The sequence below is a fragment of the Actinomycetota bacterium genome, from assembly GCA_035536535.1.
In the GTDB taxonomy this organism is placed as follows: Bacteria; Actinomycetota; JAICYB01; order JAICYB01; family JAICYB01; genus DATLNZ01.
In genome coordinates, this window is the sequence record DATLNZ010000019.1 from 1 (window position 1) to 3712 (window position 3712).

At 68.9% G+C, this 3712-nt stretch carries 4 protein-coding genes; all 4 read right to left on the reverse strand.

All coding sequences use genetic code 11. From position 1 onward, the window contains the following. Positions 1–329 (reverse strand): acylglycerol kinase family protein (locus VNE62_01545; protein HVE90973.1); only part of this gene is annotated, 329 nt, incomplete at its 3' end. Positions 330–358: 29 nt separating this feature from the next. Then, complete coding sequence (locus tag VNE62_01550; protein HVE90974.1) at positions 359–1144, reverse strand: Ku protein; 786 nt, start codon at positions 1142–1144, stop codon at positions 359–361. A 13-nt stretch (positions 1145–1157) separates the two neighbouring features. Beyond that, complete coding sequence (locus tag VNE62_01555; GenBank protein HVE90975.1) at positions 1158–1490, reverse strand: STAS domain-containing protein; 333 nt, start codon at positions 1488–1490, stop codon at positions 1158–1160. A gap of 3 nt (positions 1491–1493) precedes the next feature. Continuing rightward, positions 1494–3712, reverse strand: a 2219-nt coding sequence (gene acnA, locus VNE62_01560) for an aconitate hydratase AcnA (GenBank protein HVE90976.1), incomplete at its 5' end; no start/stop codon positions are given.

The following is a 3712-nucleotide window of genomic DNA, read 5'->3' on the forward strand; positions in this document are numbered from 1 at the left end:
GTGGCGTCCACCAGGTCGTTGGGGTAGCCCAGCACCCTCGCCAAAACGTTGGTGCCGCCTCCCGGCAGCACCCCGAGGCACACATCGGACCCCGCGCCGGAGGCCATGAGCCCGTTGACCGCCTCGTTGACCGTGCCGTCGCCCCCGAGCGTGATCACGGCCTCGGCCCCCGAGCGGACCGCTTCGCGCGCGATGTCGGCGGCGTGGCCGCGGCGCTCAGTGGACACGCGTTCGAGCTTGAACGTCGCCTCCAGCGCCCGCTCGACGACCCGTCGCCGGGCTTCGGTCACCTTGTGGGCGACGGGGTTTTCGATCAGGACGGCCCTCACCGGGCCACCCTAAGCCAAGCGGCGGGGCGTCAGCCCGTCCGGCGGCTCTGGACCTCCTCCAGCGACTTCTGGAGCGCCTCCATCAGGTCGGCCACCGGAGCCTCCTCGTCGTGGGCGACGGGGGCGACGATCTCCTGTCCGGCGATTTTGCGCTCGACGGCGGACAGCAGCGCCTCGCGGTAGGTGTCCTTGAAGTCGCCGGGCTTGAAGTCCTCGGTGAGGCTCTCGATGAGCGTGTGCGCCATCGCAAGCTCCTGGTCGCGCACGTTTGACTCCCGGTCCAGCTCCGGGAAAGCGGGCTCACGGATCTCGTCCGGCCAGTACATCGTCTCCAGGACGATCGCCTTGCCGTTGACGCGCAGGGTGCCGAGGCGTTCCTTGTCCCGCATGGCGACCTTGGCCAGCGCGACCCGGTCGGTCTCCTGCAGCGCCCGGCGAAGCAGCGCGTAGGCCTTGACCCCCAGGTCCTCGGGGGCCAGGTAGTAGGACCTGTTGTAGAAGATGGGGTCGATCTGGTCGGTCGGCACGAAGTTGACGACTTCGATGGTGCGGCTGGTGGGGACCTCTACCGCGTCCAGCTCGTCGTCGGTGAAGGTGACGTAGCTTCCCTTCTCGTACTCGTAGGCCCGGATCATGTCGTCTTTGGTCAGGTTGTCCTTGCCGCATTCCGTGCAGGTGCGGTTGAACCGGACGCGGCCCTTGTCCTCGGCGTGGAGCATGTTGAAGCGCAGGGTCTTCTCTTCGGTCGCGCCGTAGACGCGGATGGGGATGGAGATCAGTCCGAAGCTGATCGCACCCTTCCAGATCGCCTGCATCAGGCGCGCCGCATCAGCTGCGGGCGGATTCGACGTCCGGGAACTGCGGGATGATGCGGTCGAGGCCGGACACCTGAAGCACGCGCTGGACGGCGCCCTTGGCCCCCGCGATCTTGAACGCCCCGCCGGACTCCCTCATGCGCTTCAAGGCGCCGACGAGGACGCCGAGGCCGGTTGAGTCCATGAACTCCAGGCCCCCGAGGTCGACGATCAGCTCTTCGACGTCCGGGCCCTTCATGCCCGACAGCGTCTCCTGAAGCTGGGGGGCCGTGGCCAGGTCGCACTCACCGGACAACGTGACCACGCGGGTGCTGTCGTGTTCCTGGACGGAGATCTGCAAGAGCATGCGTTACCCCTTCACGATTTCCCGGACGACCGCTGGCAGGATACCGCCTTCACGGTAATACCTGACGTCGGTGCGGGTGTCGAGACGGACCAGGGCGTCAAAGGAGTTCTCCGACCCGTCGGCGTTTCGCGCGACCACTCGCATCTTGGACCGCGGTTCCAGCTGGGCCAGGCCGAGCAGGTCGAACGTCTCCGTGCCGTCGATCCCAAGCTCCTCCGCGGGGGCGGGCAGCTCGAGCGGCAGGACCCCCATCTGCACGAGGTTCGCCCTGTGGATCCGCTCGTAGCTCTCGGCCAGCACGGCTCGTACCCCGAGCAGCAGCGTCCCCTTCGCCGCCCAGTCGCGGCTGGACCCGGCGCCGTACTCCTTGCCGGCGATAACGAGCAGAGGAGTGCCCTCCGACCGGTAGCGTTCCGCCGCCTCGAAGATCGTCGTCTGCTCGCCCGAAGGAAGGTGCAGCGTGTATCCGCCCTCGGTCCCGGCCACCAGCTTGTTGCGCAGCCGGATGTTGCCGAAGGTCCCGCGGACCATTACCTCGTGGTTGCCCCGGCGGGCACCGTAGGAGTGCAGCTGGTCGCGCGACACGCCCCGCTCTGCCAGCCAGTGCCCCGCCGGCGAGGAGGCCGGGATCTGCCCCGCGGGCGAGATGTGGTCGGTGGTCACGGTATCGCCGAGAAAAGCGAGGACCCGCGCCCCCGAGATGTCGGTCACTGCCGGAGGCTCCACCGTCGTCTCCTTGAGGAACGGCGGCTCGGCTATGTAGGTGGAGCCCTCTTCCCACTCGAACAGGCTGCCCGCCGGGATTGGCAGCGCATTCCACCTGTCGTCGCCGGTGAAGATCTGCCCGTAACGGGTCCGGAACTCGACTGGATCTATGGCCTTGACCACGGTCTCGGCCACGTCGGCGCTGGTGGGCCAGATGTCGCGCAGGTACACGGCCCTGCCGTCGGGTCCATGACCCAGCGGGTCGGACGTGACGTCGATGTCCACGGTTCCGGCCAGGGCGTACGCGACGACCAGCGGGGGCGAGGCGAGAAACGACATCCGAACCTGCGGGTGGATGCGCCCTTCGAAGTTGCGGTTGCCGGACAGCACGGCGGCGCACGCCAGGTCGGCTTCCTCTATCGCCTCGGCGACGGCCGGCGGGAGGGGCCCGGAGTTGCCGATGCACGTCGTGCAGCCGAAGCCGACCAGGTAGAAGCCCAGTCTCTCCAGAGGTTCCTCCAGCCCGGCGCGACGCAGGTAGTCCACGACGACGGGGGAGCCGGGGGCCAGGCTGGTCTTGACGGTCGGTTTGACGGTGAGTCCCTTGGCCACGGCGTTGCGCGCGAGCAGTCCCGCCGCCACCATCACGGACGGATTGGACGTGTTGGTGCAGCTGGTGATGGCGGCAATGACCACCGAGCCGTCCGACAGGTTGTGGTCCGTCCCCTCCACGGACACGCAGACCCGGGCCGGGGCCTCCATCACCGCAGTGGCGCCGATGTCCGGCCGCCTGGTGCGGCGCAGTTCGTTGAGGGCGCCCTGGAAGGTGTCGCGCAGGTCCGGTAGGTGGACCAGGTCCTGCGGGCGCCGGGGCCCGGCCACCGACGGCATCAGGGAGCCGAGGTCAAAGGAGATGGTCTCGTCGTAGGACGGGTCCGGTGAGCTCGAGTCGCGGAACAGGCCCTGCGCCTTCGTGTAGGCCTCCACGAGCTCCACGCCGGCCGGGTCGCGTCCCGTGGCGCGCAGGTAGGCCAGCGTCTGGTCGTCCACCGGGAACACGCCTTCGGTGGCGCCGTACTCAGGGGACATGTTCGAGATCGTGGCGCGGTCCGGCACGGTGAGGGAGGCCAGTCCTTCGCCGTAGAACTCGACGAACTTGCCCACGACGCCGTGCCGGCGCAGGAGCTCGGTCAGCGCGAGCACCAGGTCGGTGGCCGTAGCTCCCTCCGGCATGGCGCCGGTGAGGCGCACGCCCACGATCGTCGGCACGACCATTCCCACCGGCTCGCCGACAAGGGCCGCCTCGGCCTCGATGCCGCCCACGCCCCACCCCAGGACCCCGAGGCCGCCGATCATCGTGGTGTGGGAGTCGGTTCCCACGAGCGTGTCGGGGTACGCGACGGTCTGGCCGTCCTGCTGCGAGGTGACGACCACGCGGGCCAGGTACTCGAGGTTGACCTGGTGGACGATCCCGGCCCCCGGGGGCACGACGGAGAAGTTGTCGAAGGCCTGCTGGG

Bases quoted from the DNA above. Each gene is read 5' to 3' on its own strand.
- VNE62_01550 (HVE90974.1), bottom strand. From the start codon at position 1,144: ATGCAGGCGATCTGGAAGGGTGCGATCAGCTTCGGACTGATCTCCATC.
- VNE62_01555 (HVE90975.1), bottom strand. From the start codon at position 1,490: ATGCTCTTGCAGATCTCCGTCCAGGAACACGACAGCACCCGCGTGGTC.